General features: G+C 70.3%; 4 protein-coding genes. 2 read left to right on the top strand and 2 right to left on the bottom strand.

The features are described 5' to 3' along the window. Together A9W95_RS23360 and A9W95_RS23355 are read left to right on the top strand one after the other, a co-directional pair. The coding region (locus tag A9W95_RS23360; protein ID WP_067418424.1) for an alpha-(1->3)-arabinofuranosyltransferase family protein at positions 1 to 3,028 on the top strand (3,028 nt) is incomplete at its 5' end. 11 nt (positions 3,029 to 3,039) lie between these two features. Further along, positions 3,040 to 4,488 carry a lipase maturation factor family protein gene (locus A9W95_RS23355; RefSeq protein ID WP_067418422.1) on the top strand — a complete coding sequence of 483 codons (1,449 nt, stop codon included), beginning with the start codon at positions 3,040 to 3,042 and terminating at the stop codon, positions 4,486 to 4,488. 29 nt (positions 4,489 to 4,517) lie between these two features. Here A9W95_RS23355 and A9W95_RS23350 read toward each other — a convergent pair whose 3' ends face one another. Beyond that, on the bottom strand, positions 4,518 to 5,420 hold the full coding sequence (locus A9W95_RS23350; RefSeq protein ID WP_067418421.1) for a hypothetical protein: 903 nt from the start codon (positions 5,418 to 5,420) through the stop codon (positions 4,518 to 4,520). Further along, positions 5,417 to 5,596 (bottom strand): hypothetical protein (locus A9W95_RS27550; RefSeq protein WP_216638196.1); only part of this gene is annotated, 180 nt, incomplete at its 5' end. The genes A9W95_RS27550 and A9W95_RS23350, both read right to left, overlap by 4 nt.

Genomic DNA, 5,596 nt, shown 5'->3' with positions numbered 1-5,596 from the left:
CGCGTTCGCGCACCCCGAGCGCGACAAGCGGGTCGCGGTGGGCATCGTCGCAATGACCGGGCTGCTGGTCAGCACCTCACTGGCCTGGACCGGTCGGCTGACACCGCCGGGTGCGTTCGACGCGATACCGCCGTATTGGCACCAGGCCGCCGACTGGCTCAGCGCACACAACACCGGCACCCCGGCACCTGGGCGGGTGCTGGTGGTGCCGGGCGCCCCGTTCGCCACCCAGGTCTGGGGCAACAGCCACGACGAGCCGCTGCAGGTGCTGGGCAGCAGTCCGTGGGGGGTGCGCGACTCGATCCCGTTGACGCCGCCGCAGACCATCCGCGCGCTGGATTCGGTGCAACGCCTGTTCGCGTCTGGGCGCCCGTCGGCGGGTTTGGCCGACACTTTGGCCCGGCAGGGCATCTCGTATGTGGTGCTGCGCAACGATCTGGACCCGGAGTCGTCCCGGTCGGCGCGGCCCCTCTTGGTGCACCGCGCCGTGGCCGGCTCTCCGGGGCTGACCAAAGTGGCCCAGTTCGGCGCGCCGGTGGGTCCGGGTGCGCTGGCCGGCTTCGTCAACGACAGCGGACTGCGGCCGCGCTATCCCGCTGTGGAGATCTACCGGGTGGGCGACGCGGCCGACCCGGGCGCGCCCTACCTCGTCGACACCGACCGGATGGCGCGCGTGGACGGCGGCCCCGAGTCGTTGTTGCGGCTCGACGAACGACGGCGGCTGGCGGGCAGGCCGCCGCTGGGCCCGATGCTGATGACCGCCGACGCCCGCGCCGCGGGACTGCCGGCCCCGGTGGTCACGGTCACCGATACCCCGGTGGCCCGCGAAACCGACTACGGGCGCGTCGACCAGCACTCGTCGGCGATCCGCGCACCCGGCGACGCCCGGCACACCTACAACCGGGTGCCCGACTACCCGGTGCCGGGCACCGATCTGGTCTACGGCGCGTGGACCGGCGGCCGGATCACGGTGTCGAGTTCCTCGGCGGATGCCACGGCCATTCCCGACGTCGCCGCGGCGACCGCGTCGGCCGCGGCCATCGACAGCGACCCGGCCACCTCGTGGGTGTCTAACGCGCTGCAGGCCGCGGTCGGGCAGTGGTTGCAGGTCGACTTCGACCACCCGGTGACCAATGCCGTGCTGACCTTGACACCCAGCGCCACGGCGGTCGGCGCCCAGGTCCGCCGCATACTGGTCGAGACGGCTACCGGCAGCACCACGCTGCGTTTCGACGAGGCAGGCAAACCGTTGACCGCAGCGCTGCCCTACGGCGAGACACCGTGGGTGCGCATCACCGCGGCAGCCACCGACGACGGCTCCTCCGGCGTGCAGTTCGGCGTCACCGACCTGGCGATCACTCAGTACGACGCGTCCGGCTTCGCCCACCCCGTCCAGTTGCGGCACACGGCGCAGGTGCCCGGGCCACCGTCGGGGTCGGTGGTGGCGGGCTGGGATCTGGGCTCGGAGTTCCTGGGCCGGCCGGGCTGCGCGCCGGGTCCGGACAGCATGCGCTGCGCCGCGTCGATGGCGTTGACGCCCGAAGAGCCGGTCAACTTCAGCCGCACGCTCGCGGTGCCCGGCCCGACGGCAGTGGCGCCGACGGTATGGGTGCGGCCACGGCAGGGACCGAAGCTGGCCGACCTGATCGCCGAGCCGGGCGCCGTCCGCGCCGCCGGTGAGTCCGATGTGGTCGACGTGCTGGGTTCGGCGTATGCGGCCACCGACGGTGACCCCGCGACGGCCTGGACCGCGCCGCAGCGCGTGGTGCAGCACAAGACCCCGCCGACGTTGACGCTGACCCTGCCGCGGCCCGTTGAGGTGACCGGGTTGCGGCTGGTGGCCAGCCGGACGACGCTGCCCGCGCATCCGACGATGGTGGCCGTGGACCTCGGCGACGGCCCGCAGGCGCGCGCGGTGCAGCTCGGCGACGACGGGCAGGCCCAGACATTGCCGCTGCATCCCCGGGTGACCGACACCGTGACCGTCAGCCTGCTCGACTGGCAAGACATCATCGACCGCAACGCGCTGGGCTTCGACCAGCTCAAGCCGCCCGGGCTGGCCGAGGTGACGGTGCTGGGCCCCGACGGTGCCCCGGTCAGCCCGGCCGACGCCGCCCGCAACCGGGCCCGCACGGTCACCGTCGACTGTGACCACGGGCCGGTCATCGCCGTGGCCGGCCGGTTCGTGCACACCTCGATCACGACGACGGTGGGCGCGTTACTCGACGGGCAGCCGGTGCAGGCGCGCGCCTGCGAGACCAACCCGATAACGCTGCCCGCCGGACAGCAGGAACTGTTGATCAGTCCCGGCGCCGCGTTCGTGGTCGACGGAGCGCAGTTGTCGGTTCCGGGCGTCACCGAACCGCCCGACGCGACGGCGGTACCAACCTCGACCGGGACGTGGGGACCGGCGCGCCGCGAGGTACGGGTGCCCGCGTCGGCGGCTTCGCGGGTGCTGGTTGTTCCCGAGAGCATCAATCCCGGGTGGGTGGCGCGGACCACCACCGGATATCGGTTGACTCCAGTGGCTGTCAACGGCTGGCAGCAGGGCTGGGTGGTGCCCGCCGGGGATGCGGGGACCATCACGCTGACGTTCGCGTCGAACTCGGTGTACCGGGCCGGACTGGCCGTGGGGCTGGCGCTGTTGCCGCTGCTGGTGGTGTTGGCGCTGTGGCGGCGCCGCAGGCCTGATGAGTCGCCGCCCGCGCAGCCATGGGCGCCCGGTCCCTGGGTCGGACTCGTGGCGGTAGCGGCCGGGGCGGTGATCGCGGGGGTGGCCGGTGCGCTGGTCGTCGGCGCCGCGGTGGGTCTGCGCTATGCGCTATGGCACCGAGAATTGTTGTCCGACAGGGTTTTCCTGGCCTTGAGCGCCGGCGGGCTGGTCCTGGCCGGTGCGGTGCTGTCCCGTTATCCTTGGCGGTCGGTCGACGGGTATGCCGGGCATTCGGCGAGCGTCCAGCTGCTGGCGCTGGTCTCGGTGGCCGCGGTGGTGGCCACGGTGGTGCCGACACCGCGACGCGGCGCATAGTTATTACTGCAATGGACTGGTTTTCGGCACCCGAATATTGGTTGGGCAGGCTGGTGCTCGAGCGGGGCACCGCGGTGCTCTATCTGGTGGCGTTCGTCGCGGCCGCGCAGCAGTTCCGCGCGCTCATCGGCGAGCACGGCATGTTGCCGGTGCCGAGGTACGTGGCGGCGCGATCGTTTCGGGCCGCTCCGAGCATCTTTCATTTCCGCTTCTCCGACCGGTGGTTCGCCGCGGTCTGCTGGTTCGGGGCGGCGCTGTCGGCGGCGATCGCCGCCGGTCTGGCCGACCTAGTGCCGCTGTGGGCGGCCATGCTCGGCTGGCTGGTCCTGTGGGCGCTCTACCTGTCGATCGTCAACGTCGGGCAGGTCTGGTATTCGTTCGGCTGGGAATCGCTGTTGCTGGAGACCGGGTTCTTGATGGTGTTCCTGGGCAATGCCCGAACGGCCCCACCGCTTTTGACGTTGCTGTTGATCCGTTGGTTGTTGTTCCGGGTCGAGTTCGGCGCCGGACTGATCAAGATGCGCGGTGACAAGTGCTGGCGGGATCTGACCTGCCTGGACTACCACCACGAGACCCAGCCGATGCCGGGGCCGTTGAGCTGGTTCTTTCACCACCTGCCGAAGCCGTTGCACCGCATCGAGGTGGCCGGCAATCACGTGTCGCAGTTGGTGATTCCGTTCGGATTGTTCGCCCCGCAGCCGGTGGCCAGTGTGGCCGCGACGATCATCGTCGTCACTCAACTCTGGTTGGTGGCGTCGGGCAACTTCGCCTGGCTGAATTGGGTGACCATCTTGCTGGCGTTCAGCGCCATCGATCACTCATCGGCGGCCGCGGTGCTGCCGCTACCGGATGAGCCGGTGTTCGCGGCGCCGCCGGCGTGGTTCGTCGGGCTGACGCTGGTTTTCGCAGCCGGGATGTTGGTGTTGAGCTATTGGCCCGCCCGGAACATGCTGTCGTCCCAGCAGCGAATGAACATGTCGTTCAACCCGTTTCATCTGGCCAACACGTACGGCGCGTTCGGCAGCATCAGCCGCACCCGCGAGGAAGTAGTGATCGAAGGCACCGAAGACGCCGAGATCACCGACGAAACGGTGTGGCAGGAATACCGATTCAAGGGCAAGCCCGGGGACGTGCGCCGCCTGCCCCGGCAATGGGCGCCCTACCACCTGCGGCTGGATTGGTTGATGTGGTTCGCAGCCCTCTCCCCCGGTTACGCGCTGCCGTGGCTGCGGCCGTTCCTGCAGCGGCTGCTCAGCAACGATCCGGATACGTTGAAGTTGCTGCGGCACAATCCTTTCGGGGATTCGCCGCCGCGTCACGTGCGCGCGCAACTGTACCGCTACCGCTTCACCACGTGGGCCGAGTTGCGACGAGAGCACGCCTGGTGGCACCGCACCTTGATCGGGGAATACGTGCCGCCGGTGTCACTGCCATCTCACATCGGCCGGCAGCGCCCATAGCGTGGCGTGCTGTTGGCCCGAAAGAACCGTCACTCTTCGGCTGCGCCGGGCAGCAATGGCAGGGTTGGGCCGCCACCGAACCCGTCGCCGGCAATGTTGGTCAGTCCGGCCGGCCGCACGGGGGTCCCGGCCAACGTGCCAGCGAATCCCATGGCCGTAGAGCCGCTTTCGGAAGCCGGGTAGTGATCGGCCGCGCCGGATGCCTCGCCATCGTCTAAGTACTCATACCGATAACCGCGGTCGATCACCATCCGCCGCTGGGCGGCCCGCCTGTGTTCGCGGCGCGCCGCTGTGGTGGCCGCGGCCCCTACCGGAGCCGAATCGCGGGCCGGTTGTCGGGCGCGCAGACCGGTCCGGAGTGTGGGGCCCAAGTCGGGTCCGGGTCCGCCGACGAGATATCCCAGCGTCTCGACGCCGGGCGCGGGCATCGGTGCAGCCGGTGTGGCAGGAGCAGGGATTATCGGCGCGGTGGCCGGAGTCGGGGTGGGCGTGGGTGTGGGCGTCAGCACCGGGGCGGCCAGGATTGGGCTCGGCAGGTCGGGTTTTTCGGCAATCGGTACCGGCGCGGCGGGCATGGGCGGCGCGACGGTGGGCGCCAGGCCGGCCAGCCCGGACAAGCCAACCAGGCCACCCAGGTAGGCGACCGCCAGATTCATCATGGCCGGCACCAGCAGCGGTGCGGTTTGCAGCAGGAAGCGCAGGGTGCGCAGGGTCCAGTTGACCGCCCGGAACGTCTGCCAGGCGACGAAGTAGGACAGCAGGGCGGGCAGCTGTGCGGGGTTCGTGAGGGCTTGCGGGATGTTGGTCTGCAGGTAAGTGAGGGCCTGGGTGTTGCCGTTGAGGAAGTTCGAGATGTTCTGCACGTACTCCAGCGGGTTCCAGTTCGGTTGGCCCTGACCGGGGATCTGCTGACCGTCCGGACCGAAGATCATGGTCCAGATCTCCGCCGGTGTCGGCAGCTGGAAGCCGCCGCCACCTCCTCCGCCGCCACCTCCGCCTCCGGTACCGCCGCCAACGCCGCCTCCGGTCCCGCCGCCACCAGGCCGTGGTGGACCGCGGCGTCGAGGTGCTGGTTCGAGCGGGGATCGGTGTCGCGCAGGCGGGTGCG

The organism is Mycobacterium sp. 1423905.2 (genome assembly GCF_001673155.1).
Taxonomy (GTDB): Bacteria; Actinomycetota; Actinomycetes; order Mycobacteriales; family Mycobacteriaceae; genus Mycobacterium.
This window is presented reverse-complemented; position numbering and strand designations above follow the sequence as displayed.

What these genes read in the sequence shown, in the direction of transcription:
- A9W95_RS23355 (WP_067418422.1), top strand. Translation starts at nt 3,040, where the DNA reads ATGGACTGGTTTTCGGCACCCGAATATTGGTTGGGCAGGCTGGTGCTC.
- A9W95_RS23350 (WP_067418421.1), bottom strand. Translation starts at nt 5,420, where the DNA reads ATGATCTTCGGTCCGGACGGTCAGCAGATCCCCGGTCAGGGCCAACCG.